Source organism: Gordonia sihwensis NBRC 108236 (assembly GCF_000333035.1).
Classification (GTDB): domain Bacteria; phylum Actinomycetota; class Actinomycetes; order Mycobacteriales; family Mycobacteriaceae; genus Gordonia; species Gordonia sihwensis.
The window spans coordinates 74,505-99,864 of sequence record NZ_BANU01000019.1 but is presented as its reverse complement, the minus strand read 5'-3'; the positions used below and the strand labels follow the sequence as shown (position 1 = coordinate 99,864).

The 25,360-nt window shown below is 68.0% G+C and carries 24 protein-coding genes and 1 riboswitch; of the genes, 12 read left to right on the top strand and 12 right to left on the bottom strand.

The window, feature by feature from the left end:
* Positions 1-57: 57 nt before the first annotated feature.
* On the bottom strand, positions 58-1,899 hold the full coding sequence (locus tag GSI01S_RS12990) for an acyl-CoA dehydrogenase (protein ID WP_006897031.1): 1,842 nt from the start codon (positions 1,897-1,899) through the stop codon (positions 58-60).
* A gap of 182 nt (positions 1,900-2,081) precedes the next feature.
* Positions 2,082-2,849 carry a deoxyribonuclease IV gene (locus tag GSI01S_RS12985; RefSeq protein WP_006897030.1) on the bottom strand — a complete coding sequence of 256 codons (768 nt, stop codon included), beginning with the start codon at positions 2,847-2,849 and terminating at the stop codon, positions 2,082-2,084.
* Positions 2,850-2,993: 144 nt separating this feature from the next.
* Here GSI01S_RS12985 and GSI01S_RS12980 point away from each other — a divergent pair, with 144 nt between their 5' ends.
* On the top strand, positions 2,994-4,181 hold the full coding sequence (locus GSI01S_RS12980; RefSeq protein ID WP_006897029.1) for a phosphatase PAP2 family protein: 1,188 nt from the start codon (positions 2,994-2,996) through the stop codon (positions 4,179-4,181).
* On the opposite strand, the gene GSI01S_RS12975 is transcribed toward GSI01S_RS12980, so the two are convergent.
* A complete protein-coding gene (locus GSI01S_RS12975; RefSeq protein WP_006897028.1) occupies positions 4,141-4,362 on the bottom strand; it encodes a hypothetical protein in 222 nt (73 codons plus the stop codon). The two genes, GSI01S_RS12980 and GSI01S_RS12975, sit on opposite strands and share 41 nt — an antisense overlap.
* A gap of 75 nt (positions 4,363-4,437) precedes the next feature.
* A complete protein-coding gene (locus GSI01S_RS12970) occupies positions 4,438-5,280 on the bottom strand; it encodes an acyl-CoA thioesterase domain-containing protein (protein WP_006897027.1) in 843 nt (280 codons plus the stop codon).
* Between the two features lie 24 nt (positions 5,281-5,304).
* On the opposite strand from GSI01S_RS12970, the gene GSI01S_RS12965 reads away from it, so the two are divergent.
* Positions 5,305-5,904, top strand: coding sequence for a DUF308 domain-containing protein (locus tag GSI01S_RS12965; protein ID WP_006897026.1), 600 nt, complete (start codon positions 5,305-5,307; stop codon positions 5,902-5,904).
* A gap of 6 nt (positions 5,905-5,910) precedes the next feature.
* Here the strand turns inward: GSI01S_RS12965 and GSI01S_RS12960 are convergent, their stop codons facing one another.
* A complete protein-coding gene (locus tag GSI01S_RS12960) occupies positions 5,911-6,480 on the bottom strand; it encodes a hypothetical protein (protein WP_006897025.1) in 570 nt (189 codons plus the stop codon).
* A 100-nt stretch (positions 6,481-6,580) separates the two neighbouring features.
* On the opposite strand from GSI01S_RS12960, the gene GSI01S_RS12955 reads away from it, so the two are divergent.
* From GSI01S_RS12955 to GSI01S_RS12935, 5 genes are all read left to right on the top strand, one after another.
* On the top strand, positions 6,581-7,480 hold the full coding sequence (locus GSI01S_RS12955; RefSeq protein WP_006897024.1) for a cation diffusion facilitator family transporter: 900 nt from the start codon (positions 6,581-6,583) through the stop codon (positions 7,478-7,480).
* Between the two features lie 46 nt (positions 7,481-7,526).
* Positions 7,527-7,919, top strand: a complete 393-nt coding sequence (locus tag GSI01S_RS12950; RefSeq protein WP_006897023.1) for a DUF5709 domain-containing protein — start codon at positions 7,527-7,529, stop codon at positions 7,917-7,919.
* 67 nt (positions 7,920-7,986) lie between these two features.
* Positions 7,987-8,535, top strand: coding sequence for a TetR/AcrR family transcriptional regulator (locus GSI01S_RS12945; RefSeq protein ID WP_006897022.1), 549 nt, complete (start codon positions 7,987-7,989; stop codon positions 8,533-8,535).
* A 55-nt stretch (positions 8,536-8,590) separates the two neighbouring features.
* Positions 8,591-10,741, top strand: a complete 2,151-nt coding sequence (pta, locus tag GSI01S_RS12940; protein WP_051999662.1) for a phosphate acetyltransferase — start codon at positions 8,591-8,593, stop codon at positions 10,739-10,741.
* Positions 10,738-11,961 carry an acetate kinase gene (locus GSI01S_RS12935; RefSeq protein ID WP_006897020.1) on the top strand — a complete coding sequence of 408 codons (1,224 nt, stop codon included), beginning with the start codon at positions 10,738-10,740 and terminating at the stop codon, positions 11,959-11,961. Before pta ends, GSI01S_RS12935 begins: the two co-directional genes overlap by 4 nt.
* 115 nt (positions 11,962-12,076) lie before the next feature.
* Here GSI01S_RS12935 and GSI01S_RS12930 read toward each other — a convergent pair whose 3' ends face one another.
* From GSI01S_RS12930 to GSI01S_RS12915, 4 genes are all read right to left on the bottom strand, one after another.
* A complete protein-coding gene (locus GSI01S_RS12930; protein ID WP_006897019.1) occupies positions 12,077-13,768 on the bottom strand; it encodes an AMP-binding protein in 1,692 nt (563 codons plus the stop codon).
* 279 nt (positions 13,769-14,047) lie between these two features.
* Positions 14,048-16,492, bottom strand: a complete 2,445-nt coding sequence (locus GSI01S_RS12925) for a serine/threonine-protein kinase (protein ID WP_039867669.1) — start codon at positions 16,490-16,492, stop codon at positions 14,048-14,050.
* 4 nt (positions 16,493-16,496) lie between these two features.
* On the bottom strand, positions 16,497-17,480 hold the full coding sequence (locus GSI01S_RS12920) for a glutamate ABC transporter substrate-binding protein (RefSeq protein WP_006897017.1): 984 nt from the start codon (positions 17,478-17,480) through the stop codon (positions 16,497-16,499).
* A complete protein-coding gene (locus GSI01S_RS12915; protein WP_006897016.1) occupies positions 17,477-18,925 on the bottom strand; it encodes a GlnX family signal transduction membrane protein in 1,449 nt (482 codons plus the stop codon). Before GSI01S_RS12915 ends, GSI01S_RS12920 begins: the two co-directional genes overlap by 4 nt.
* 129 nt (positions 18,926-19,054) lie before the next feature.
* On the opposite strand from GSI01S_RS12915, the gene GSI01S_RS12910 reads away from it, so the two are divergent.
* Entirely contained in the window at positions 19,055-19,513 is a 459-nt protein-coding gene (locus GSI01S_RS12910) for an NUDIX hydrolase (protein ID WP_006897015.1), read from the top strand.
* 37 nt (positions 19,514-19,550) lie between these two features.
* Here GSI01S_RS12910 and GSI01S_RS12905 read toward each other — a convergent pair whose 3' ends face one another.
* Both GSI01S_RS12905 and thiE read right to left on the bottom strand, forming a co-directional pair.
* Complete coding sequence (locus GSI01S_RS12905) at positions 19,551-19,913, bottom strand: hypothetical protein (protein WP_039867667.1); 363 nt, start codon at positions 19,911-19,913, stop codon at positions 19,551-19,553.
* Positions 19,914-20,171: 258 nt separating this feature from the next.
* On the bottom strand, positions 20,172-20,849 hold the full coding sequence (thiE, locus tag GSI01S_RS12900) for a thiamine phosphate synthase (protein WP_006897013.1): 678 nt from the start codon (positions 20,847-20,849) through the stop codon (positions 20,172-20,174).
* Positions 20,850-20,892: 43 nt separating this feature from the next.
* A riboswitch (TPP riboswitch) is annotated at positions 20,893-21,006 on the top strand.
* Here thiE and GSI01S_RS12895 point away from each other — a divergent pair.
* The 3 genes from GSI01S_RS12895 to GSI01S_RS12885 all read left to right on the top strand — a co-directional run bounded on the left by GSI01S_RS12895 (position 20,999) and on the right by GSI01S_RS12885 (position 23,134).
* A complete protein-coding gene (locus tag GSI01S_RS12895; protein WP_006897012.1) occupies positions 20,999-22,156 on the top strand; it encodes an FAD-dependent oxidoreductase in 1,158 nt (385 codons plus the stop codon). It overlaps the preceding riboswitch by 8 nt.
* Positions 22,147-22,344 (top strand): sulfur carrier protein ThiS, encoded by a 198-nt coding sequence (thiS, locus tag GSI01S_RS12890; RefSeq protein ID WP_006897011.1) that lies wholly within the window; start codon positions 22,147-22,149, stop codon positions 22,342-22,344. Before GSI01S_RS12895 ends, thiS begins: the two co-directional genes overlap by 10 nt.
* Entirely contained in the window at positions 22,337-23,134 is a 798-nt protein-coding gene (locus tag GSI01S_RS12885; RefSeq protein WP_006897010.1) for a thiazole synthase, read from the top strand. Before thiS ends, GSI01S_RS12885 begins: the two co-directional genes overlap by 8 nt.
* A gap of 7 nt (positions 23,135-23,141) precedes the next feature.
* On the opposite strand, the gene GSI01S_RS12880 is transcribed toward GSI01S_RS12885, so the two are convergent.
* Positions 23,142-24,089 (bottom strand): DMT family transporter, encoded by a 948-nt coding sequence (locus tag GSI01S_RS12880; RefSeq protein WP_006897009.1) that lies wholly within the window; start codon positions 24,087-24,089, stop codon positions 23,142-23,144.
* Between the two features lie 82 nt (positions 24,090-24,171).
* On the opposite strand from GSI01S_RS12880, the gene GSI01S_RS12875 reads away from it, so the two are divergent.
* Positions 24,172-25,338: an ATP-grasp domain-containing protein gene (locus GSI01S_RS12875; RefSeq protein WP_006897008.1), complete on the top strand. Its 1,167-nt coding sequence runs from the start codon at positions 24,172-24,174 to the stop codon at positions 25,336-25,338.
* Positions 25,339-25,360: the final 22 nt, after the last annotated feature.

Below are 25,360 nucleotides of genomic sequence, written 5' to 3'. Positions count from 1 at the left end.
CCCGGCGGGGTCCCTGCGCTTGCGCCGGTCGGAGTGGACCGGATCTGAACCGCCCGATCAGAACGCGGCTTCGTCGAGCTCCATCAGGTCGTTGTCGACGTTGTTCTCGACGATCTGGCGAACGGAGGTCAGCAGCGGCAGCATGTTCTTCGCGAAGAACACACCCGAGGCCACCTTGCCCTCGTAGAACGCCTTGTCGTCACCGGAGGCACCGGCGTCGAGCGCGGCCTGCGCGACGACGGCCTGACGCAGCAGCAGCCAGCCGATCAGCAGATCGCCGACGGCCATCAGGAAGCGGACCGACGCGGTGCCGATCAGGTACAGCTGCTTCGGATCCTCCTGCGCGCTCATCAGCCAGCCGGTGAGCTTGGCGGCCATGGCCTGGACGTCCTCGTTGGCGGTCTTGAGCAGTGCGCGCTCGGCCGCAAACTGTTCGCCACCGTTGCCCTGGCCGTTGTCGATGAAGTCCTGGATCTGGCCTGCGACGTGGGCCAGTGCCTGGCCCTTGTCGCGGATGATCTTGCGGAAGAAGAAGTCCTGCGCCTGGATGGCGGTGGTGCCCTCGTACAGCGAGTCGATCTTCGAGTCCCGGATGTACTGCTCGATCGGGTAGTCCTGCAGGAAGCCCGAACCGCCCAGCGTCTGCAGGGACTCGGTCAGCTTCTCGTAGGCACGCTCGGAGCCGACGCCCTTGACGATCGGGAGGAGCAGGTCGTTCACCTTGTGCGCCATCTCGGCGTCCGCGCCGGAGACGATCTTCGCGGCGACGGCGTCCTGGTGCGACGCGGTGTACAGGTACACGGCGCGCAGACCCTCGGCGTAGGCCTTCTGGGTCATCAGCGCGCGGCGCACGTCCGGGTGGTGCGTGATCGTGACGCGCGGAGCGGCCTTGTCGGTCATCTGCGTCAGATCGGCGCCCTGCACGCGCTGCTTGGCGTAATCGAGAGCGTTGAGGTAGCCGGTCGACAGCGTCGAGATGGCCTTGGTGCCGACCATCATGCGGGCGTGCTCGATGACGTCGAACATCTGGGCGATACCCTTGTGGACCTCGCCGACGAGCCAGCCCTTGGCCGGGGTGCCGTGCAGGCCGAAGCTGACCTCACAGGTGGCCGAGGCCTTGATGCCCATCTTGTGCTCGACGTTGGTGACGAAGGCGCCGTTGCGCTCGCCCAGCTCGCCGGTCTCATGGTCGAAGTGGAACTTCGGAACGAAGAACAGCGACAGACCCTTGGTGCCCGGTCCGGCGCCCTCGGGGCGGGCCAGGACCAGGTGGAAGATGTTCTCGGTCATGTCCTGGTCGGCCGAGGTGATGAAGCGCTTGACGCCCTCGATGTGCCAGGTGCCGTCTTCCTGAAGGGTGGCCTTGGTGATGCCCGCGCCGACGTCCGAGCCGGCGTCCGGCTCGGTCAGGACCATGGTGGCGCCCCAACCGCGCTCGGAGCAGATGGCGGCCCACTTCTTCTGCTCGTCGGTGCCGTTGTCGTAGAAGATGTTCGAGAAGCCCGAACCGGCGGCGTACATGAACACCGGCGGGTTGGCGCCCAGGATCATCTCGCCGATCGCCCAGTACAGCGAGCGGGGTGCGGGCAGGCCGCCGAGTTCCTCGTCGACGCCGACCTTGTCCCAGCCGGCCTCGATCAGGGCGTTGTACGACTTCTTGAAGCTGTCGGGAATGGTGACGCTGTGGTCCTCCGGGTTGAAGACCGGGGGATTGCGGTCGGCGTCCGCGAACGAGTCGGCGATGACGCCCTCGGCGAGGTGCTTGACTTCGCGGAGCATGTCGACCGCGGTGTCGTGGTCGAGGTCGCCGAACTCGCCGGAGGCGAGGACCTCGTCGAGCTTGTACATCTCGAAGAGGTTGAAGTGCAGATCGCGCAGGTTGGACTTGTAATGGCCCATGGTTTTCCTTACTCGCTGTTCTAGAAGTTCGTTTCCCGGGGGCGTGGCTCCGGTGGCTGACTCGGTGCCGACTATGTTACTTGCCGGTAACTATTGACAGCGTACCGCTAGCCGTTCAGACGGACAATATGAGTGCGGTGTGGCCCCGCTAACAAATGCAAGCGGACGGCGCCCGGTGCCCGTCAGAGCGATCGCAGATACGCCAGATCGTCGGGAATGCCGTCGGCGGGCGTCTCCAGCACACCGGGTGCACCGGCGGTCTTCATCAACTCGGCGAGCACCTCCGCATCGATCTGGCCGGACTCGAGGTTGGCGTGCCGGTCGCGGCCCGAGTCGAACTCGTCACGCGAGTTGTTCAGATGGATCAGATCGATCCGGCCGGTGATCGACTTGATCCGTTCCACGAGGCCGACGAGGTCTTCACCGCCGGCCCAGGCATGGCAGGTGTCGAGGCAGAACCCGGCCTCGGGGAAGTCTCCGACGGCGTCCCACAGGCGCTCGATCGACTCCAGTGTCCGGGCCATCGCGTGATCGCCGCCCGCGGTGTTCTCGATCAGGATCGGCACCCCGAAGCCGCCCTTGTCCGCCTGTCGTTCGAACAGCTTGCGCCAGTTGGCGAATCCGTCGGCCGCGTCCTCCCCGTCCTTCAGATGGCCCCCGTGCACCACGAGGCCGATCGCGCCGAGGTCGGCGGCCGCCGCGGCCTGCTGCTCCACAGCCTTGCGTGACGGCATCCGCAGGCGGTTGTTCAGGCTCGCCACGTTGATCTGATAGCTCGAGTGCACGACCACGTCGATCGGCGACTCGCGGATCTGCTCGGCGTGCGGATGCGGCTCGGGCTTCTTCCAGCTCTGCGGATCGGTGACGAACATCTGGAAGATGTCGATCCCGAGTTCCTCGGCGGTGGCGACGGGGTTCTCGTCCTGGCGAAGATGGGCTCCGACTCGCATGAACCCAGCCTATCGTCTGGCCGACCGCCTCCGGGGTGGCCGCAAGGAAGACATCCGGTGCACTGACAGCCAATTCCCGGAGAACTTCTATAGAGTTCGCCATGGACGGTGGCACCGTCCTCGACTGGGGCAGGAGGCTCGGGCGTGAGCGTGGACACGGCGTCGCCGGGTACGGCGGGTGGATCCGACCCCGACCCAGACGATCCTCCCGCCGGTGCGGACTCGATCCCGGATCTCCCCCCGGACGACGCGCCCATCGAAGTCGTCGAGGAGAAGGTGCGCGACTTCCGGTTGCTGCGCCGGATCCTGCTGACGATCTGGGCGGTGAGCCTGGCCGTCTACTTCTGGCGGTACGGCATCGCCGCAGACCGGACGAGTCTCATCTTCTTTCTCGCGTTCGGGATGGCGGCCGCCACCATCGGGCGCCGTCGCGTCAGCACCGTGCTGATCGACTGGCTGCCCTTCGTCCTGATCCTGATGCTCTACGACTGGACCCGGAACATCGCGGTGTGGCTCGACATGCCGACGCACTGGCAACTCGCGCCGGACGTCGACCACTGGATCTTCGGGACCAACCCGACCGTCTGGCTTCAGTCGCATCTGAAGGAGTCCTCGCCGCCGTGGTGGGAGGTCATCACCAGCGCGGTCTACATGTCGTACTTCATCGTTCCGTACGCGACCGCCGCGGTGCTGTGGGTGCGCGATCGGGCGCTGTGGCGCCGGTTCGCCGCGTGCTTCATCGCGGTGAGCTTCCTCGGCCTGGTCGGTTACACGCTGGTCCCGGCGGCGCCGCCGTGGGCGGCGGCCCGCTGCACCGTCGCGCAGGTCGCCGACAGTCCGCACGATCCGCCGTGCATGTACCGGGCCGACGTCGAGGTGCCCGGCAACCTGCTCGGTGAGGTGCATCCGGAGAATCCCGGCGCCGAACCGTACGTGGAGCGGATCTCCGACCGCGGCTGGAGTGTGATCGGCTTGGACATGGTGCTGCGAGCGGTCCGGTTCGGTCAGACGAAGTCGAATCTCGTCGCCGCGATCCCGTCCCTGCATGCGGGACTGACGATGCTGCTCGCGCTGTTCATGTGGCCGCGAACGCGCTGGTTCGGCAAGACGATGTTCATGGGGTACGCGCTCACCATGGCGTTCGCGCTGGTCTACAGCGGCGAGCACTACGTCTTCGACATCCTGCTCGGCTGGGGCCTCGCCGGAGCGGTCTTCGCGGCCTATTGGCTCATCGACACCCGGTACATCCTCCCGCGCAATGCGCGCCGGCGGGCGGAGAGAGCAGACGCGGCTAAGCAGGAGCGTCGAGATACGGCTCCGTCTCAATCGTGATCGGCACCCCCGCGGCGATCAGCAGCCGGCACTCGGCCTCGCTGTCGGGGTAGAGGTTGAGCCACTCGTGGCCCGCGCTCCCGTCGGCGTAGACCTTGTCGAGCGCGCGGTGAAGGCGGGCTTCCGTCTCGCGATTGATGATGAAACGACGATCACCGTACCTGAGATACCTGTTCGTCACGACAGCCTCCGGAAATAGCTCGCTGTGACTTAGAACACTACTCGCCCAGGTGTGGTCGCCGCCGGTTCTCCCGGGTCAGCTCAGTTCGGGGGCCCGGTTGGTGTACGGCTTCACGGTCGTGAAATCGATCATCGCGCGGGTGTTGTCGACGGCGGTCACCATTCCCACCCCGAACTGTCCGTGCTCGTCGTACAGGTTGGCGGTGCCGACGGAGACGCCCGCGTGCTCGATGTGCGAGTCGGCCTCCACGCCGACGCGGACGCCCTCCGGCAATCGGGCGACCGCGACGGTCAGATCGCAGTTGATGAACCCGATACCGCCGTCGCCGATGTTCGTGACCAGGCTCGTCGACTCGGCGGCGATCACCGCGCGCTGGAAGGGCGTCAACTCCTCATCGGGGACGGCGTTGAACGGCCTGCTCCAGATCGTGAGCCGCTCGGAGTTCTGGTACTCGCCCATGTCGTTGGACCACGTCCCGCCCTCGGTCCGGAACCACGGCCGGTAGCCGTCACCGGCGTCGGCGGGCGGGGTGAAGGTCCGCTCCCGCGCGGGGCGCTCCCATCGCTCGCCCGGCGGATTCGAACCCGTCTTCAGGAACACGACGTTGCCGCGCGCGACGAGGATCTCGGCGTCGCCGTCGTACTGCCGTACCGACACCTCGATGACCCGGATGCGGTGACCGTCGCGCAGGACGGTCGTGGTGGGCACGGTGGGCAGCCGTCGTGCGCTCTTGAACAACTCGAGGGTGAACCGTGCGGGAGTGAAATCGGCACTGCCGCCCGCGTTCTCGGCGGCGCGGGCGGCGATCGCGCAGACCGACGGTCCGTTCAGCGCGTCCGGGCCCCACAGTCCCACCGCATACCCGGTGGGGTCGTACCGACCGGCGCCGTCGACGGTGAAGAAGGCCTTATCAGTCATAGGTCTGCACGCTACGCTGCGTGCATGACCACTCAAGCATCGCCGTCGGTTCTCCCGAACGACGCGGTCGGCGCCGTGCGGACCTTCGTCATCTTCTCCTCGCTCGTCGGAATCGCGCTGGGCATCGTCGCGCTCGTCTGGCCCGCCGCGACACTGGCCGTGATCGGTGTGCTGTTCGGCATCTCGCTCATCGTCGCCGGGCTCTTCCGGCTCTTCGTCGCCTTCGCGCTGACCCGGGCGACCGCGGGGACCCGGCTGCTCCTCGGCGTGTTCGGCGGAATCGTGCTCGCCGTCGGCGTACTCGCCACCATCAACCCGTCCAAGTCGCTGGTGCTCCTGGGCGTCTTCATCGGCATCGGATGGATCATCGGCGGTCTGCAGGATCTGCTCGGGTCGCGCTTCACGGTCACCATGGCGCCCCGCTGGTTGGTGATGCTCTCGGGTGTGGTGTCGGTGCTCGCGGGTATCGCGATGATCGTGCTGCCCGCCGTCTGGACCCTCTCGACCATCCTGTGGATCCTCGCGGTGCTGCTCATCGTCGTCAGCGTCGTCACGCTGTTGACCGTGCCGGGCAAGGTCAGCGCGCTGGCCGCCAGGATCGAGCGTGAGGAACCGGTGATCTGACCGAGCTCAGCCGGTGAGCGCCAAACCGTCCAGGGTGAGGGTCGGCTCGGCGTCTGCGTGTTCCGCGAGTTGTTCGGCGACGGCGCCCAGCACCGCCAGCAGTTCGTCGGTGTGCGCGATCGGGACACCGTCCACCCGGCCCCGCCACACCATCTCGGCCGGCCGGGCGTCGGGGACGACGGCCGCCGCGCCGATGAGACGGCGCGCGCCCGGCGCGTCCGCATCCCACATGGCGTCGGCGGTGGTCAGATACAGTGCCGTGGCCGGTCGCAGGTCGTGGCGGTGCACCATCGCCCACGCCCAGTGTTTGGCGACGTCGACCGTCACCTCCTGACCGCGACCGAGCGTGCGCACGTACTTGCTGTGCAACTCGCTGCACAGGAGGTCGGCGTCATCCCACATCTCCAGCATCGACATGCAGCGGACGCTGTTGTGGAGTGCCTCGAGATACTTCACCGAATACGGGCCCTCGCGGCGTGAACGGATCTCGCGGAGCACCGAGAAGCCGGCGAGTGCCGTGCTGAACTCGCCGGAGTCGTAGTCGGCGCGGGCCTGGTCGTTCAACTCGTCGAGCATGCTTCAATGCTCCCCCTGTGCGGAAGAATCCGCAGCGTAATGCCGACTTTCCGTGGCGTCGGATGGTGCGCGACCCGCCGGCGTGCGGGATGATTCCGGTGTGGTGGAACAGACACGGGACCTGACCAGGTGGGCACTGCTGAGCATCGTGACGGCAATCGTGGTGATCGCGCTGAAGATGGTCGCGTGGTGGATGACCGGATCGGTGGGTCTGCTCTCCGACGCCGCCGAGTCGGTGGTGAACCTCGTGGCCGCCGTGGTGGCGTTCATCGCCCTGCGCATCGCGGCGAAGCCGGCCGACGACGAGCACAACTTCGGTCACGTCAAGAGCGAGTACTTCTCCGCGGTGGTCGAAGGAGTGATGATCGTGGTGGCCGCGATCGTCATCATCGTGACGGCCGTCGACCGGCTGCTCAATCCGCGTGACCTCGAATCGGTGGGCGTCGGTCTGGCGGTCTCGGTGCTGGCGTCGGTGATCAACGCCGCGGTGGCGTGGCAGCTGATCCGCGCGGGCCGACAGCACCGGTCGCTGACGCTCGAGGCCGACGGCAAGCATCTGATGACCGACGTCTGGACCACCGCGGGCGTGATCGCCGGAGTCGCGGTGGTGGCACTCACCGGCTGGACGATCCTCGATCCGCTCATCGCGATCGCCGTCGCGGTCAACATCGTCTTCGTCGGCTACCGCTTGGTGCGCCAGTCGACGCGCGGGCTGATGGACTCGGCGGTGCCCGATGCCGAACGCGCGGCGATCGACCGGGTCCTCGACCGATTCCGGGGCGACGGCGTCGACTTCCACGACGTACGCACGCGCGAGGCCGGCCATCTGCGATTCGTCCAGCTGCACATGCTGGTGCCGGGCCAATGGACCGTGCAGCGCGGACACGACCTGCTCGAGGAGGTCGAGGCCGCGCTGCACGATGAGGTCGAGGACCTCGTACCCACGATTCACCTGGAACCGATCGAGGATCCGCGCAGCTACGAGCCGTGGCGAAGGTAGCGGAGAACACGTCCACGCGCGGACGCCGAAGCACTAGCCTGGAAGTATGAGCGCTCGTGATTCGTACGAAGGTGGCGAGTACGACCAGGACGACACCGATCAGTTGCAGCCGGCGGACACTCTCGCCGACAGCGAACTGTCGGACGTCCTCGACCGCGGTTACTCGCCGCCCGACTACGCGCCTGCATCCCACGAGCACGACTGTCTCGACGAGAGACTCGCCGAAGAGGTGCCCGACGTCGGCTATGCAGACGAGGACGGCGACCCGGACTTCCCAGAGCGCGACGAGGTCGGCGGCCGGCGGGCGGGGCGATTGATCGCGCCGGACGAGGGCGTCGGTCCGGATGTGGACAACCAGTTGCTCGCGACCGACGCCGGCGTCGACGGCGCGGGCGCTTCGGCCGAAGAGGCGGCCATGCACTACATCGACGAGGAGTGAGTGATTCTCGTCCATCGAGACGAGACATCCGCCCGGAACGGTAGTGGGATTCGATACCGTTCAACCCATGGATCGTGACCGGTTGGTGGAAGTGGGCGTCGCACTGGTGTCGCGCTTCGGGGCCAAAGCCCTCAGCCTGACCTCGGTGGCGCGGCAGGCCGGCGTCGCACGCGCCACGGCCTACCGCATGTTCGGCGGGCGCGATGCGCTCGTCGCCGCGATCATGGCGCGCGAACTCGAGCAGCTCCGGACGCAGCTGCGGGTGTGGGGTGCCGATCAGCCCGACCCCGGCGAGCGGATCCGTGAACGCGTCCGCGGCAGCCTCGCCTACATCCGCGAGCACGAGGCGCTGCAGTACGTCCTCCGGAACGAACCCGAGGAAGTGGTGCGGGCCCTGATCACCACGCACGATTCCGAGCGGCCGTCGCTGATCGAGATGATCGTCGACGCCACGGCGCCCGATGTGCAGGACGACGAGGCAGCGGTGCTGTACCCCGACCCCCGCGCGGGCAGCGAGTTCATGGTCCGCGTGGTGTACTCCTGCATGCTCGTCCCCGACAGCGTGATGTCCGACGACGAGATCGCCGAAATGGTGGTGCGTGCCGTCGTCCGGTGACGGGCCGGAGGCGGCCGGTCCGAGCAATGCGTCCCGACCGACTACGCTCGGATGCATGACTGGCACGGGCGCCCGCAGCATCTACGTCGCGTCGGCGGAAGGCGATACCGGCAAATCCACGATCGCGCTGGGGGTGCTCGCCGTCCTCACGGCGGCGGGCGGACGGGTCGGCGTCTTCCGGCCGATCTCTCGGGCCGCCGCCGGCGAACACGACTACATCCTCGACCTCCTGCACCAGTTCGCGTCGGTCGACATTCCGTACGAGCAGTGCATCGGCGTCACCTACGACGACGTGCACGCCGACCCCGACGCCGCCGTCGCCGAGATCGTCGACCGGTACCACACCGTCGCCGAGCAATGCGACAACGTCCTGGTGATCGGATCCGACTACACCGACGTCGCCTCGCCGTCCGAACTGAGTTTCAACGCGCGGATCGCGGCCAATCTGTCAGCGCCGATCATTCTGGTGGTCAAGGCCTTCGAGCGCCAGCCGCAGGAGGTGAAGGCGGTCGCCGAGATGCTGATGGCCGACATCAAGGCCGCGCACGCCACCACTGTCGGCGTGGTCGCCAACCGTTGCGATCCCGACCGGTTGCTCGAGGTGGCGGCCGCGCTCGGATCGGTGGACGTGCGGACGTGGGCGCTGCCCGACGAGCCGCTCCTGGTGGCGCCGACGATGGCCGAACTCTGCGAAGCGCTCGACGGAGTTCTGTACTCCGGCGAGGCGGACCTGCTCGAACGCGAGGCGCTGGAGGTGATGGTCGGCGGCATGACCGTCGAGCACATCCTCGAGCGGCTCAGCGAGTCGATGGTGGTGATCGCACCGGCGGACCGGTCGGACGTTCTGCTCGCACTGGTGAACGCCAATGCGGCGGAAGGCTTTCCGCGGCTGTCCGGGATCATCATCAACGGCGGTCTGCGACCGCACCCGATGATCGACGCCCTGGTCAAAGGGCTCCGTCCGACGCTGCCGATCATCGCGTGCGATCACGGAACCTATGAGACGGCGCGGATCGCCGCGCATACCCGAGGCGCGATGGTCAGCGGGTCGGTCCGCAAGATCGACGCGGCGATGAGTCTGATGGAACGGTACGTCTCCCCGCAGGACTTGCTCGCCGAACTCGATCTGCACGCACCGGAGGTGGTCACCCCGCAGATGTTCGAGTACCAGCTGCTGGCGCAGGCCAAGTCGGACCGTCAGCGGATCGTCCTGCCCGAAGGCGGCGACGATCGGATCCTGCGGGCCACCGACCGGCTCGTGCGTCGCGGTGTGGCGGAGTTGACGCTGCTCGGCGACCCGGACTCGGTGCGGCGCCGCGCCAACGAGCTCGGCGTCGACCTGTCCGAGGTGGACATCATCGACCCGGCGACCTCGGAGCTCGCCGAGGAGTTCGCGCCGATCTACGCCGAACTGCGCAAGCACAAGGGAATGACGCTGGAACGGGCCTCGGAGGTGGTGCGCGACGAGTCGTACTTCGGCACCATGCTGCTGCACACCGGCCGCGTCGACGGCATGGTGTCCGGTGCCGTGCACACCACCGCCCAGACCATCCGGCCGGCATTCGAGATCATCAAGACGGTGCCCGGGGTGTCGACGGTGTCGAGCGTCTTCTTCATGTGCCTGGCCGATCGGGTCCTGACCTACGGCGACTGCGCGGTGGTTCCCGACCCGACGGCCGAGGAACTGGCCGACATCGCGGTGTCGTCGGCGCAGACGGCCGCGGCCTTCGGGATCGAGCAGCGGGTCGCGATGCTCTCGTACTCGACGGGCGGGTCGGGCTCCGGCAAGGACGTCGACAAGGTCCGCACCGCCACCGAGCTGGTTCGCGAGCGAGCACCGGAACTGCTGGTGGAGGGGCCGATTCAATACGACGCGGCGATCGAACCCTCGGTCGCGGCGGCGAAGATGCCCGATTCGCCGGTCGCCGGGCGCGCGACGGTGCTGATCTTCCCGGACCTCAACACCGGCAACAACACGTACAAGGCGGTGCAGCGCAGCGCCGGTGCGATCGCCATCGGCCCGGTGCTGCAGGGACTCAACAAGCCGATGAACGATCTGTCTCGCGGCGCACTCGTCTCCGACATCGTCAACACCGTCGCCATCACCGCGATTCAGGCGCAGAACATCAAGAAGGCCCTCGCCGCCACGGAGCGGGGACCGCGAACCGAGACCCCGGGCGGGGAAGAGAACGGGAGCGACGCATGAGCCGGACACCGATCGACGGGACGGTGCTCGTGGTCAACGCCGGGTCGTCGTCGCTGAAATACCAGGTCCTCGATCCGGTGACCGAAGAGGTGATCGCCGACGGGCTCGCCGAGCGGATCGGGGAGTCGGCGTCGCGGATCAAGCACTGGTACCGCGGTCACGACGTGGAGGTCGAGGAGACGCTCGCCGACCACGAGGCGGCGATCGCGCGGGTCCTCGCACTCTTCGCCGCCGACGGTGTGGACGTCGCCGACTCGGGGTTGGCGGCGGTCGGCCATCGCGTGGTGCACGGCGGGCGCTCGTTCTTCGAGCCGACTCTGATCGACGACGTGGTGCGCTCGGAGATCGAGCGGATCTGCCCGCTGGCCCCGCTGCACAATCCGGCCAATCTCGTCGGCATCGACGCGGTGTCGGCACTGTTGCCGGACGTGCCGGCTGTTGCGGTCTTCGACACCGCGTTCTTCCACGACCTGCCCGATGCGGCGGCCACCTATGCGCTCGACGCCGCCGTGGCCGAGGAGTACGCGGTGCGGCGTTACGGTTTCCACGGCACCAGCCACGAGTACGTCTCGCGCCGGGCCGCAGAGTTCCTGGGGCGCGACTACGCCGACGTCGACCAGATCGTGCTGCATCTGGGCAACGGCGCCTCCATGTCGGCGGTGGCGGGCGGGCGCCCGGTCGACACCACGATGGGGATGACGCCGCTCGAGGGGCTGGTGATGGGCACCCGTACCGGAGACATCGACGCCGGGATCGTCTTCCAACTCGCGCGGGTGGGCGGGATGTCGGTCGATGAGATCGACACGCTCGTCAACAAGCGATCCGGGCTCAAGGGGCTGTGCGGGGAGAACGACTTCCGCGCGATTCTCGAGCGGGTCGAGGCGGGCGACGCAGCGGCGCGCCTGGCCTACGACGTGTACCTGCACCGACTGCGCCGGTACATCGGCGCGTATCTGATCGAATTGGGCGGCGCCGACGCCATCGTGTTCACCGCCGGAGTCGGGGAGAACGCGGCGGCGGTGCGCGCCGATTCGCTGGCCGGGCTGGAGAAGTTCGGCATCGAGATCGACGCCGAACGCAACGCGGTCCGCAGCAGTGAGTCGCGTGTCATCTCCACCGAATCCTCCGAGGTGACGGTCCTCGTGGTGCCGACCAACGAAGAACTCGCCATCGCCCGCCAGGCCGTCGCTGTCGCCGGCTCTACCTCACAGGCCGGTTGACCGATTTCCCCCGCAGGCTGGTTGAGCGACTCCCACCCCCAGGCTGGTTGACCGACTCTCCCCTCAGGCCTGTTGAGCGAGCGGAGCGAGTCGAAACTCCCGCACCCCGGCAGAGTCACACGACCAGGTCCTCGTACCGGAACTCGGTGACGATCTCCTCTCCCGCCGCATGCGACGCGGCTTCGCGCTGCTGCAGTTCCACACGTCGAATCTTCCCGGAGATGGTCTTCGGGAGTTCGAAGAACTCGACGCGGCGCACTTTCAGATACGGCGCCAGATGGTCCCGGGCGTACTCCATGATCGTCTTCGCGGTCTCGGCGGTGGGCTCCCATCCCTCCGCGAGTGCGACGTAGGCCTTCGGCACCGCGAGACGGGTGTCGTCCGGTTGCGGAACCACCGCGGCCTCCACCACGGCGGGATGCTCGATCAGCACGCTCTCCAACTCGAACGGCGAGACCTTGTAATCGGACGACTTGAAGACGTCGTCGGTGCGGCCGATGTACGTGATGTAGCCGTCCTCGTCGCGGTGCGCCACATCGCCGGTGTGGTAGTAGCCGCCGGCCATCACCTGCTCGTTGCGTTCCGGATCCCCGAGATAACCGGTCATCAGGTTCATCGGGTGCCGGGCGAGGTCCAGACAGATCTCGCCGTCGTCGGAGACCTCACCGGTCAGCGGATCGACGAGCGTGACCGGAACGCCTGGCATCGGACGGCCCATCGAACCCGCCTTCACCGGCTGGCCGGGTGTGTTGCCGACCTGGAGCGTGGTCTCGGTCTGCCCGAAGCCGTCGCGGATCGTGAGACCCCACGACTGTTCGACCTGGCGGATCACGTCGGGGTTCAGCGGTTCGCCCGCGCCGAGCAGTTCGCGCAGCCCCTCCGGCCGTTCTCCCAGATCCGCTTGAATCAGCATGCGCCACACCGTCGGCGGGGCGCAGAAGGTGTTGACGCGGGCCCGTCGCAGCTGCCCCATGAGGGCGGCGGCGTCGAACCGTGAGTAGTTGTAGACGAAGATCGTCGCCTCCGCGATCCACGGCGCGAAGAACAGGCTCCACGCGTGCTTGGCCCAGCCGGGCGAGCTGATGGTCAGGTGGACATCGCCCGGCTTCACGCCGATCCACGCCATCGTCGTGAAATGGCCGACGGCGTAGCTGATCTGCGAGTGCTCCACCAGCTTCGGCCGGCTGGTGGTGCCCGAGGTGAAGTAGATGAGCATCGGGTCGCCCACCAGGGTGGTCGACTCGAACGGTCCGGCCGACTCGGCATCGGCGCTGTGGGCGTACGACGTCCAGCCGGCGACGTCGTCGCCGACCACGATGCGCCGATAGTCGCCCTCGACGGTGTCGAACTTGGCGGTGTCCGCGGCGTTCGCGATCACACAGCTCGCGCCGCCCCGCTTGATCCGGTCGGTGAGATCGGCCGGGCCCAGAGCCGCGGTCGTCGGCATCACGATCGCGCCGAGCTTCATGATCGCGAGCATCAGCTCCCACAGTTCCACCTGATTGCCGAGCATCAGGACGATGCGGTCGCCCTTCGTGATGCCGAGACCCCGCAGCCACGTCGCCACGCGATCGGAGTTCGTGGCCATCTCGTCGAACGTGACTCTGACCTCCGACCCGTCCTCTTCGGTGATCCACAGAGCGAGACGGTCGTTGCCGCGGGCGAAGCTGTCGAACCAGTCGATGGCCCAGTTGAACGTGCCGGTGATCTCCGGCCAGCGGAACTCGCGGACGGCGCGGTCGTAATCGTGGATCAGCTCGATCATCTGGTCGCGGCTGCTGCGGTAGAGCTCAGTGTTCGTGGTCATGGTCACATGATCCACATCACAGTCCGGTGCGGCCACCCTCCGAAGAGGGGTGTGGGTGTGGTGGGCGGGTGCGGTGGGTGGGTGCGGTGCCGGTGGTTTCGACTCGCTGCGCTCGCTCAACCAGCCTGGGGGAGGACGAGCTCAACGAGCCTGCAGGAAGTGCTCAACCAGCGTGGGGGTGGGGGCGGTGGTTTCGACTCGCTTCGCTCGCTCAACCAGCCTGGGAGGAAGTGCTCAGCCAGCCTGGGGGCGCTCAACGAGCCTGGGGAGTTGCGGCGGTCAGAACAGGGTGGCGGGCCGGATCAGGTTCGCGAGGTCGACCAGCAGGAAACGGTGGGCGCGATTGTCGCGGGTCGCCTTCGCCAGCTCGCGGAGAGAGCGTTCGGTTCCGGCCCGCAGACCGTGCTCGTTGAACGGGAAACCGAGGAAGTCGTCGGCCGGATAGTCCTCGTCGAGGTGAGCGTCGATCCACCCGAGAGCCGTGCCGAGGATGATGAGCTGGAGGCGGCCGCGCCGGGGATCGTCCCAGCTGATCTCTTCGAAGCGCTCGGCCGCCTCGAACAGCTCCGACCTCGTCACCTCGCGCGGCGGGCGACCGTGGACGAGGGTGATGATCGCCGAGATCTGCGCGGTGCCGTAGTGCCGGCTCGTGGTGGGTACCTCATCGAGGGGCTCGATGGCGGCGTCGTACCGTCCCTCCGCCAGGATCATCCTGGCCAGCCCGAAAGCTGCGGACACGATGCTGTGATCGGTCAGCCACAGATCGTGATAGTTCTGCCGCGCGATCTCGTACCAGCGTTCCACCTGCGCCATCTGGTCGTTGGAGGTGTACTCCTCGGCGGAGAGCCAGTAACCGATCAGCTCGGCGGTGCCCGCCACCGCCAGTTTCGGCGCCACCTCACCGGGCATCGCCTCCAGCACTTCGTGAAAGCGGTCGAAGGCGAGTTCCGGCTCGGCGTTGAGCAGCGAGCAGATGCCCAGATACCAGTGCAGCCGCCACGAGTCCCCGTGATGGACCGCGACCTCCCGAAGCAACTGCAGCGCCGTGTCGAGATTGCCGAGCTCCAGATGGGCGCGCGCTTCGGCGAGGTCGAGTTCCATCGACGGGTGCTGCGGTCCGTCGCCGTCGTCGGCGTCGTCCGTCGCGATGAGCGCCTTGTACCCGTCGGCGCGCGCGGCGCGGATGGTGTCGAGCGTTTGCCGCGGGTACGAGAGAGCGGCCGAGGTCAGGACGCTCGCGGCGGGATCGGTCGGGTCCACGAGCGGCACCGGCAGCGCTCGCGCGATGTCGGCGGGGTCGTGGATCGCCGCGTCCTTCGGGTCGAAGAAGCCGTCCACGGGCGCCAGCAGGAGTTCGGTGCCGAACGTCGAGCGCTGCGGGGTGAAGACCGTCGACATGGAGGGCCGGGGGACGCCGGTGTGCAGCGCCACGGTCTCCCGCAGCACGTTGAGCACCTGCGTGGTCATCTCCTCCGCGGACGAGAAGCGTTCGGCGGGGTCGGGGGATGTGGCCCGGTGCAGCAGGAAGTAGAACGACGGATTCTCCACGAACAGCGGAGTGGTTCGCGGGTCGGGCAGTCCGTCGAGGTATCGGCCGTCGGCCATCGGCATGTCGACGGTGAGGACGGCCAGTGTGCGGCCGATGCTGTAGATGTCTGTGACGATCTGCGGGCCCGTCTGCACGATCTCCGGAGCCTGGAACCCGGGCGTGCCGTAGAGATGCCCGGTCCCGTTGATCGCGGACACCGCACCCAGGTCGATGAGCTTGACCTCATCGCTGGTGATCATGATGTTGTCGGGTTTCACGTCGTTGTAGACCAGGCCCACCGAATGCAGGTATCCGACGGCCGAGAGCACTTCGAGGATGTAGGCCATCGCCTGCTCGATCGGGAGCAGCGACGAGGTGCCGTCCTCGTTGGTGGTCAGCTGTTTGAGAGTGTGACCGCCGACGTACTCCATCACGATGTAGCCGACGGACCGCCCGTCCTCCGTGACGCCCTCCACGAAGTTGAAGATCTTCACGATGCCCGGATCGTTCACCGAGGCGAGGAACTGCCGCTCGGCGATGGCTACCGCCTGAGCCTGTGAGTCCGACGAGTTCAGCAGGCCCTTCAGGACGACGGGGCGGTCGGAGACGTTGTGGTCCACAGCCAGGTAGATCCATCCGATGCCGCCGTGCGCGATCGCGCCGGCGATCTCGTACTGATCGGCGACCATCGTGCCCCGTTTGAGACCGGGGACGAACGAGTACCGCGACCCGCAGTTCCAGCAGGTGCCGCTGAGCGGTCCCTTGCCGCGGCCCGACTTCCGGCCCACCGGCTCGCCGCAGTTCCAGCACTTGCGCTTGCTCGGCGCGATCACGGGGTCGGCCAGGACGGCGTCCGCGGGGTCGATGTCGGTGATCTCGGGAAGCTGGACCAGTTCACTGCCGAGGCGGCGGTCGTGGACGTGGGCGCTCTTGCGGCTCTTCCTGCGTGAGGCGGCGATGTCGTCGAGGATCCGCCGCACCTGCGTCGACTGGGTGACGGTCGCCGTAGGCGCGGTGTCCCCGACAGCGCCCATCGGCGCGGGGACGGTGCCCGCCTGTGTCTGGACCGACTCGGAGGCCTCGGTCTGTGCGGGTTCGACTGCCGAGGCCTGCGTCTCGGCCGGGAGCGCGGTCGCCTCGGTGGCGACCGGCTCGGCGTCGCCGTTCTTGTTGCGCTTCTTCTTGATATCGCTCATCACGTCAATCCCGGTACATCGTCGGCGGCGGGGATCCGGGCCCGAGGATCGACAGCCACTCGTCGTAGGACCGCTGCCAGCTGCCGTCGGCCTCGCGGGCCGCGATCACGCCGTTGATGAATCGCGCGAAGTCATCCTGCCCCTTGGGTATCCCCACTCCGTAGTACTCCGTTCCGAGGCTGTCGCCGACCACGTGGACCCACGGGTCCTGCGCGGCGATCCCGGCGAGTATGGAGTCGTCCGAGGTGATCGCGTCCACCTGCCCCTGCTGCATCATCACCAGGCAGTCGGCCCAACTTGCGGTGGTGAGATATTTCGCGCTCGGAACAGCACGTTCCACACGCGCGATGGAAGTGGACGAGCGAGTGGCGCAGACGTTCTTCCCGGCGAGATCGGATGCCTGTGAGATACCCGAATTGCGGTACGCGAGGATCTGCTGGGCGGCGGCGTAGTAGGGCACCGAGAAGTCGATCGACTTGAGCCGATCGCACGTGATCGACATCGTCTTGACGACGACGTCGACCGCGCCGTTCTCCAGCGCCTGGATTCGGTTCTCGTTGGTGATCATCCGGTACTCGATCAGATTCGGATCCCCGAAGATCGCCTCGGCGATCCAGTGCGCGACGTCGATGTCGAATCCTTTGACGTCGCCGGTGATCGGATCGCGGAAACTCAGCGGATTGCTGCCGAGGTCGGTGCCGACGATCAGCCGTCCGCGCTTGGCGATCCGGTCCATCGTCGATCCGGGCGGCATCTGCCGCGGTTCGGGCAGCGGTCCCGGCCGGAGTCCGGCGATCGTGGCGCAGTCGGAGTCGGGCGCCGGCGCGTCGGGCTGCGCGCCGAAACCGACGTCGGGCGGGAACGGCGCGCGCGCGGTGGTGGACGGCGGCTCGCTGGGGGTGCTGGTCACGGTGGCGCATGAGGTGAGGCCGGACGCGATGAGACACAGCAGTACGATCAGGCGGCGGGCGGACGCGGAGGCTGTCATCGGTACTCCCGGATCCGGGGGAACAGGCCGATCGCGACCGCCACGGCGGCCACCCCGCACAGCACGCCGATACCAGTGCCGGTGAAGCCGAGCAGACGCTGGGCGGTGCTGATGTTGTCGCGGAACGTGGTGCGGGCCTGGCCTATAGCCTTGACCAGCGCGTCGTTGACCTCGTTGTATCCGGTTGCGGTGCTGATCTTGCCGTTGCCGATGGTCAGGGCCCGCGCGGCCGTGTAGTCACCGCTCGCCAGCCGACGGCCCACCTCCTCGTGGGCACTGCGCCAACGTTCGAGCGCCGACTGGACGTCGGTGAGCGGCTGCGTCAGGCCGTGGTCGTCGGCGTGGTCGGGGTCGTTCGCGAGTTGGTCGGCGTGATCGTGGATCTCCTCGAGATCCTTGCTGAAGCCGACGTCGAGTTCTCCCGGATCGGACCGGCGGACCAGCGACAGCGTCTCGGCCGACCGCGCCTGCTGTGTGAGGATCCGCATGGTGGTCAGCGTGTGCAGCGGATCGGCACCGGCGGTCTTCGCCGTGTTGGCCGCGGCCACCGACAGCAGTCCCGAGATGAGCAGCCAGACCGTGCCGAGGATCATCGCGGTGAGCGCGCCGATGAGACCGATGTTGAAGTGGCGCCGCGTGCGCCGGGCCAGATAGCGTCCGGTGACGATCAGCATCGCGATGATGATCAGCAGCGCCACGTAGACGCCCCACGGTGGGACGGTGAGGGTGCGCTGGGGGTCGGAGATCGCCGACGACCGGTCCTCGTAGAGGCGTTGCGCCGCGGGCAGGATGGTCTCGATCATCAATGACGAGGCCTCGCTGAGGTAGGCCGATCCGACGGGGTTCGCGAGCCGGTTGTTGGTGCGTGCGGTCTCGATGAGGCCCGTGTACACCGGGATGTTGGTGGCGATGGTGTCGAGATCGTCACGCGAGGGCTTGTCGCGCTCGGACACCTCCGCCGCCGTGGACAGTCCGTCCGCGGCGGCGATGAGCGCGGAGGACGCCGTCGCGATGGAGTCGGTGTACTCCGCGCGGAGGTCGGGGGACTCGCGGCCGCCGGAGATGAACGCGGAGTTGGCCGCGGCGTCGGCCACCGACAGCGAACTGTAGAGGACCTCGGCGGCCTCGGCCTGCGGCTCGGCGCGGTCGACGAGTGCTTCGAGGGTCTGGCTTCGCTCGGTGAGCGAGACGGACGAGTACCAGCCGGTGAGACCGCATGCGAGGACCATCGCGAGCAGGATGATGACGAGTTTGCCGGGCGTGGTGGTCGCGTAGAAGCGCATCGTCAGCAACGGCGACGAGACCCGCTCGCGGGTCATGGCGGCGATCTCGCGCCGGTCGGCGATCACCTGGCGCAGAGTGGGGCTCGGCGCGCCACGGTCGGGCAGCACACTGCGGCCCGCATGCGTGAGTGCCGAGCGCACTCGGTAAACCTGGCCGGCCACGAGTTGTCCCTTTCGGATGTGCTGCGCTCAACCCTAGTCGGCGCGGCTGCGAGTAGACGGACAGCCCGGTACGGTGATTCGTCAGAGAAGCCGATCTGAAGTCGGTGGGTCGGTGCAGGAGGTCGCAGGGTGCGCGGTGACGGTGACGGCTGGGTATTCGGTGCGGACGGTGCGCGCTACTGGGGACGCTTCGGGGCGGCGGGTCTGCTGCTGTGCGCGCCGGCCGACTCAGGCGTCGTGGTGCTGCTCCAGCATCGCGCCGTGTGGTCGCATCAGGGCGGCACGTGGGGGCTGCCGGGCGGTGCCCGCGACTCGCACGAGAGCGTGGAACAGGCCGCGGTGCGTGAAGCGCACGAGGAAGCCGGGATCGCTGAGTCGGACGTCGCGGTGATCGAGTCGATCGTCACGCACTCGGCGCCGGAGTGGAGTTACACGACGGTCATCGCCAAGGCCGATTCGCCGGTCGCGACGGTCGGCAACGGGGAGTCCGCCGAACTGCGCTGGGTGCCCGCCGAGTCGGTGGCCGAGCTGCCGCTGCATCCCGGTCTGGCGAAGGCGTGGCCGGGGCTGCTGGCCCGGCTCACCTGAGTCCGGCCCGCCCGAAACCCGGACCACCTGAGCGAGCTCACGCCAGCTGATTGGCTCCCGCGATCAGCGCGTTGATGGTGGCCTCGTCGCCGGTGCGGCCCCGGCCGTACGACCAACTCCGGTGCAGATCGCGTTCGCAGAGCAGGTAGGTGACGGTCTCGCCGTCCTCCTGATGCTGGTACAGCGAGACGATCTCGACGCCCGCGCCCAGTGCGTACAGCACCTCGGTCATCGCGCCGATGGCGCCGACCGCGGTGGCGCTGACGTCGTGGCATCGTCGGCCGAGATTGATCCGTGCGCGGCAGGTGACGGTGTCGCCGCGACCCGGCTCGATCGTGATCGCCTCCAACGCGATGTCGCCGGCGGGTGCGTAGGTCTGGTCGAAACTCGAAGTGGTCATGTCGGCCGCCTCCCGTGGAAACCAGTTCGGCAGTCGCCGAGAGGAGCGGGACTGCTGCGGACGGTCGTATCCGTTACGGGTACAGGATGTCGGCAGGATCTGAATGGAACGCATCGGGAGCCTTCATTTCGGTCGAAGATTCGATGACCGACGAGCTCAGATATGTGGAGAGACGACAACCCCGCAGCGGGGGGTCGGTCGAATCAGACCCCGCTGCGGCGGGCTACAAGAAGCTTCCACGTCATGATGGCAAGCAGCTTACTCCGCCGTGCCGGAAAGGCAAGCCGTCCGGAGGTCGCGCGCGGCGGTCGCGGGATCGTCGGCACCGGTGATCGCCCGGACCACCACGATGCGCTCGCCGCCCGCGTCGGTGACCTCTCGAACGCGGGGCAGGTCGATGCCGCCGATCGCGAACCACGCCTTGCTGGGCCGCGCCGCGGCGACCGCGCTGACGAACTCCAGTCCGGTGGCCGCCCGGCCCGGTTTGGTCGGCGTCGTCCAGCACGGGCCGGTGCAGAAGTAGTCCACGTCGGGATCGGCATCGGCGGTGAGCGCCTGCTCCACGGTGTGCGTGGAGCGGCCGATCACCACGTCGGGGCCGACGATGCGCCGGGCGGTGGCGGGCGGCAGATCGTCCTGGCCGACGTGGAGGACGTCGGCGCGGGACGCGACCGCGACGTCGGCCCGGTCGTTGACCGCCAGCAGCGCACCCGCGGCGTGCGTCAGTTCGCGCAGCCGCCGCAGCAGTTCCAGCTCCTGCACGGCGGTGAGCTCGCCGAACTCGCGTTCCCCGGGCGAATTCTTGTCGCGCAGCTGGACGATGTCGACGCCGCCCGCGAGAGCGCTCCGGACGAAGTCGATCAGGTCGCCGCGCTCGCGCCGCGCGTCGGTGCACAGGTACAGGCGGGAGGTGGCGAGACGAGTGCGGGCATCCATGACCGACACCGTAGTCGCCGATGCCGGGCGGTAGACTGTGAGGCGTTATCGACACGGGAGTCCGGAGGTCCGCCGGGCTGAGAGTGCGCTGCGCCGGCGCTGACCGTCACACCTGATCCGGGTCATGCCGGCGAAGGAAGGCTGACGTCATGTCTGGTGAAAGCGCATCCGGCGAAGAGTTCGCCTCCCCGAGGGGACATAGCACCGAGCGGCTCGGTGAACTGTCGGTGATCGGGGGCGGCGTCGTCGGCCTCACGTGCGCCCTGTCCGCCGCCGACCGCGGATGGCGGGTGCGCGTCTTCGACGCCGGACCGCAGGAGCGGGCCGCGCACGTCGCGGGCGGCATGCTCGGCTGCTTCGCAGAAGGACATCCCGGCGAGGACCGGCTGCTGGCGATCTCGCGGGACTCGGTGGCGCGATGGCCCGCCCTGCTCGAACGACTCGGCGATCCGACCGTGCGGACGGCCGCCGACAGCTTGCTGATCGGTGCCGCGCCGGCCGATCTGGAGCACCTGCGGACACAGGTGCGGTTCGGGCTGTCCACGTCGCCCGGCGACGCCGACCGGCTGCCCGCGATGACACCGGCCGAGCTGCGTGCAGCCGAACCCGCGCTGGTGCGCGGCGTGGCCGGAGGGTTTCACGCGGTCGGTGAGGGGTCGCTCGACAACCGGCGGCTGATCGCCGCGCTGCAACGCGCGCTCAAGAGCCGCGGAGTGATCTGGGAGCGCGGGCGGGTGACCGATCTGTCGACGATCCCCGGGGATCAGGTGCTGGTCGCGGCCGGCCTCGGTTCCCGCAGGCTGCTGCCGAGCGTGGAACTCCGCGGTGAGAAGGGCGAGATCCTCCGACTGCGCCGCACACGTTGGTCGGTGCCGCCGCCGACGCATGTGATCCGGGCCCGCTGGCATGGGCGCGCCCTGTACCTGGTGCCGAGGGATGACGGGGTGGTCGTGGGCGCCACCCAGTACGAGGCCTACGACGACGGTGATCGGATGCCGCTGGCGGGCGGGGTGGGCGATCTGCTCGCCGACGCCGCCGAGCTGATGCCGGGACTGCGCACCTACGAACTCGCCGAGGCGGGCGCGGGGATCCGCCCGTCGTCGCCGGACGGTGTGCCCGTGGTGCGGCGGGTGGACGAGCGGATTCTCGTCGCCGCCGGGCACGGCCGCAACGGCATCGCGCTCGCCCCGTGGACCGCGGCGCGCGTGGCCGCCCTCCTCCGACCGCCGGATCGGCGCGGACCGGACTCGCGGGTGGATCCGATCGCAACTGACAACACCGACAACAGGGAGCCGACATGGAACTGACCGTCAACGGCGACACCGTCACCTTCGATGACGCGCCGACCGTCACCGGGCTGCTGGCCCACCTCGACCTGCCCGACTGCGGAGTCGCGGTGGCCGTGGACGGGGTGGTGCGTTCCAAAGCCGAGTGGGACCGACCGCTCGGTGCGTACGCCGAGATCGACATCCTGACGGCGGTGCAGGGTGGCTGACACAGCACAGGGACCGGTCGGGGAGGTGCCGCCGCTGTCCGTGGCCGGCCGCGAGTTCGGTTCGCGGCTCATCACGGGGACCGGCGGCGCGCCGAATCTCGCTGTGCTCGAACGTGCATTGATCGCCTCCGGAACCGAGCTGACGACGGTGGCGATGCGCCGCATCAGTCCGGAGTCCGGGACCGGTGTGCTCGACCTGCTGCGTCGCCTCGGAATCGCGGTCCTGCCGAACACGGCGGGCTGTCACACCACGGCCGAGGCGGTACTGACCGCGCAGCTCGCCCGTGAGGCGTGCGAGACGGATCTGGTCAAGCTGGAAGTGGTGGCCGACGACCGCACGTTGCTGCCCGATCCGCTCGAGTTGGTGGACGCCGCATCGGCGCTGGTCGCCGACGGCTTTCAGGTTCTCGCGTACACCAACGACGACCCGGTCCTCGCTCTGCGTCTGCAAGACGCGGGGGTGGCCGCGGTGATGCCGCTGGGCTCGCCGATCGGGACCGGGCTCGGCATCTCCAATCCACACAACATCGAGATGATCGTCGCGCGGGCCGAGGTGCCGGTGGTGCTCGACGCCGGCATCGGGACGGCGAGCGACGCGGCACTGGCCATGGAACTCGGCTGCGACGCCGTCCTGCTGGCCTCGGCGGTCACGCGCGCGGACGACCCGGCGGCGATGGCCGCGGCCATGCGCCACGCCGTCGTCGCCGGATACCTGGCCGCGCACGCCGGCCGGATCCCGAAGCGGTTCTGGGCGCAGGCATCCTCGCCGAGCCGTTCCGCGATCTGCTGAGGACGCGTCAGCGGTCCGCGTCGTCGACCTGCTCGCGGCCGCGGCGCCATCCGCCCTTCTCCGGCGGGGCCTCCCCGAAGTGGTCGGGGTCGCCGGTGCCGTACCAGGCGACGAGGACCGCGCCGACCACGGCGCCGATGAAGCCGACCACCGCGAGCCAGCCGAGACCGGGGTGTGCGCTGTCGCCCAGGAAGGCCACGCCGATGATGCTGGGGCCCGCGGTCTCACCGACCACCAGCATCGCGGTCACGCCGCTGACGGCACCGACCTGCAGCGCCACCGTCTGCACGTAGAAACCGATCGCTCCGGCGATCGCGATCGACCACGCCGCGGGGTCACCCAGGATGGTCAGGATGTCGAACTTCTCCAGGCCGTCGAGCACCCGGACCGAACACGCGATCACGCCGAACAGCAGCCCCGCGCCGGCACCGCCGATCGGCGCGGCGAACTTACCGCCCCGGTACACGCCGACCAGGGAGACGGTGCACAGCAGGATGGTCGCGATCATCAGACCCCAGTGGAAGGTCATCGACGCGCTGTCCTTGACGCCCGGGGACGACGACACGCCGAGCAGGAACAGGGAGAGCACCACGAGCCAGATCGCGACCCAGTCACGGGTGTGCAGAACGATATTGAGCAGGAGTGTTCCGAGCAGTGCCGTGACGACGAGGTTGGCGGACACGATCGACTGAGCCAGGAACAGCGGCAGGAAACGCGCGGCGACGGCGCCGCCCGCGAAGCCGACGATGACCATGACAGTCCCGAGGATGAACGCGGGATCGACGAGCGTGGAGAAGGTCGACTCGACCGACGGCGAGTTGTCGCCGCCGACCCCGGCCTTGCCCTCTTCCCGCTGCTCCACCGCGACCCGGCGGGCGCCGAGTGCTCGGAGCACGGTCGAGACTCCGTAGGCCACCGCGGCCATCGACGCCGCAATGATCCCGATTACGTACAACGAAGAATCCCCTGAGTCGTGAATGAGTACTCGGTAAGAACACGCTACACGTGAGGCTTGTTCACTTGTCTACTCTGTATCTGTGGTCTCCGGTACGCGCAAACATGTCCTCATCACCTTCGGCAGGTCGTTTCTGACGCTCAACCTGGCGCGACAGTTCGCCGCTGCCGGGCACACGGTGTCGACGTGCGACAGCCTCCCGATCACGGTGAGCCGCTTCTCGAACGCCGTCTCGTCGTTCCATCGGGTCAGTCCGCCCAAGTTCAAGCCGCAGGAGTACTGCCGCGAGATCGCCGAACTGGTCAAGTCCGAGGGCATCGACATGGTGATCCCCATCCACGAGGAGACCGACATCCTCTCGATGATGGCCGGTCTGTTCCCGCCGGCATGCGAGCTGTTCCTGTCGCCATTCGAGGTGGAGGACATGCTCCACAACAAGTTCTCCTTCCAGGAGGCGCTGGTGGAGCGGGGCTTTCCCACGCTCAAGTTCAAGAAGCTGGCCTCGGCGCAGGACACGGTCGGGCTCGACTTCGACACGCCCTTCGCCATCAAGCAGACGTACTCCCGCGGCTCGCAGAAGGTCTACAAGGCGCAGCCGGGCGAATCCCTCGACTTCCTCACCTACGACGAGACCAACCCGTGGATCGCCCAGGAGTGGATGGAGGGCGACCGGTACTGCACCTACTCGGTGTGCCGTGACGGCGAGGTCTTCGCCCACGCCACCTATCCCGTCGACTACGCCATCGACGGCAGCTCGTGCCTGACCTTCACGCAGGTCGATCACCAGCCGATCCTCGACTGGGTGCAGCGCTTCGCGAAGTCGGTGAACTTCACCGGCCACATGGGACTCGACTTCATCGACCACCCCGAGAAGGGGCTGTACACGATCGAATGCAATCCGCGGGGCACCAGCGGAATCATGATGTACACCAGGCAGAATCGCCTCGACCGCGCGTTCTTCGGCGAGAACACCGAGATCATCAGCCCGCCCGAGAACCGCACTCGGATGATCGGCGTCGGCATGACCCTCTACGGCTGGCGCAAGTCCAGCCGAGGTGGGCGCAGCCTGCGGCAGTTCGTGCGCGACTTCCGTGCGGCGAGCGACGTGATCTGGGATTCCGAGGACCGGCTGCCCGCGCTGATGCTGATTCCGGCCTACATGGCGATCCTGAGTCACGGATTCCGATACAAGGTGGGCCTCGCGGAGGCTTTCATGCACGACCACGAGTGGGACGGGCACAAGGTCTGAGAGCCGCACTCCCCGAACGGAG

Bases quoted from the DNA above. Each gene is read 5' to 3' on its own strand.
- GSI01S_RS12990 (WP_006897031.1), bottom strand. From the start codon at position 1,899: ATGGGCCATTACAAGTCCAACCTGCGCGATCTGCACTTCAACCTCTTC.
- GSI01S_RS12985 (WP_006897030.1), bottom strand. From the start codon at position 2,849: ATGCGAGTCGGAGCCCATCTTCGCCAGGACGAGAACCCCGTCGCCACC.
- GSI01S_RS12970 (WP_006897027.1), bottom strand. From the start codon at position 5,280: ATGACTGATAAGGCCTTCTTCACCGTCGACGGCGCCGGTCGGTACGAC.
- GSI01S_RS12965 (WP_006897026.1), top strand. From the start codon at position 5,305: ATGACCACTCAAGCATCGCCGTCGGTTCTCCCGAACGACGCGGTCGGC.
- GSI01S_RS12960 (WP_006897025.1), bottom strand. From the start codon at position 6,480: ATGCTCGACGAGTTGAACGACCAGGCCCGCGCCGACTACGACTCCGGC.
- GSI01S_RS12950 (WP_006897023.1), top strand. From the start codon at position 7,527: ATGAGCGCTCGTGATTCGTACGAAGGTGGCGAGTACGACCAGGACGAC.
- GSI01S_RS12945 (WP_006897022.1), top strand. From the start codon at position 7,987: ATGGATCGTGACCGGTTGGTGGAAGTGGGCGTCGCACTGGTGTCGCGC.
- pta (WP_051999662.1), top strand. From the start codon at position 8,591: ATGACTGGCACGGGCGCCCGCAGCATCTACGTCGCGTCGGCGGAAGGC.
- GSI01S_RS12935 (WP_006897020.1), top strand. From the start codon at position 10,738: ATGAGCCGGACACCGATCGACGGGACGGTGCTCGTGGTCAACGCCGGG.
- GSI01S_RS12930 (WP_006897019.1), bottom strand. From the start codon at position 13,768: ATGACCACGAACACTGAGCTCTACCGCAGCAGCCGCGACCAGATGATC.
- GSI01S_RS12925 (WP_039867669.1), bottom strand. From the start codon at position 16,492: ATGAGCGATATCAAGAAGAAGCGCAACAAGAACGGCGACGCCGAGCCG.
- GSI01S_RS12920 (WP_006897017.1), bottom strand. From the start codon at position 17,480: ATGACAGCCTCCGCGTCCGCCCGCCGCCTGATCGTACTGCTGTGTCTC.
- GSI01S_RS12905 (WP_039867667.1), bottom strand. From the start codon at position 19,913: ATGACCACTTCGAGTTTCGACCAGACCTACGCACCCGCCGGCGACATC.
- thiE (WP_006897013.1), bottom strand. From the start codon at position 20,849: ATGGATGCCCGCACTCGTCTCGCCACCTCCCGCCTGTACCTGTGCACC.
- GSI01S_RS12895 (WP_006897012.1), top strand. From the start codon at position 20,999: ATGTCTGGTGAAAGCGCATCCGGCGAAGAGTTCGCCTCCCCGAGGGGA.
- thiS (WP_006897011.1), top strand. From the start codon at position 22,147: ATGGAACTGACCGTCAACGGCGACACCGTCACCTTCGATGACGCGCCG.